Genomic DNA, 270 nt, shown 5'->3' on the forward strand with positions numbered 1-270 from the left:
AGATCTACACTCTCTCCGTCGTCGGCAGCGTCAGATGTGTATAAGAGACAGTCCCAGCGAAGTCAGAACCGGCGCGTTCATACCGTTATGGTCCGGCGGCGCGAGCGCCGGGTGCACCGCCGCCGTACACGGTCAGCCGGTGTGCACAGGCTGTCTCTTATACACATCTCCGAGCCCACGAGACGGAGCTACATCTAGGGTGTCGTTTTTTGTTTGGAAGAGGGGGGGGGGGGGGGGGGGGGGGGGGGGGGGGGGGGGGGGGGGGGGGGG

Annotated in this window: 1 protein-coding gene; it reads left to right on the forward strand. The window is 65.9% G+C overall.

The window, feature by feature from the left end:
* The first annotated feature begins 36 nt into the window (after positions 1 to 36).
* Positions 37 to 198, forward strand: coding sequence for a hypothetical protein (locus tag ACR9ZK_RS22090; RefSeq protein ID WP_481344091.1), 162 nt, complete (start codon positions 37 to 39; stop codon positions 196 to 198).
* The last annotated feature ends 72 nt before the right edge of the window (positions 199 to 270 follow it).

It is taken from the genome of Monashia sp. HAY1-5C (genome assembly GCF_056755255.1).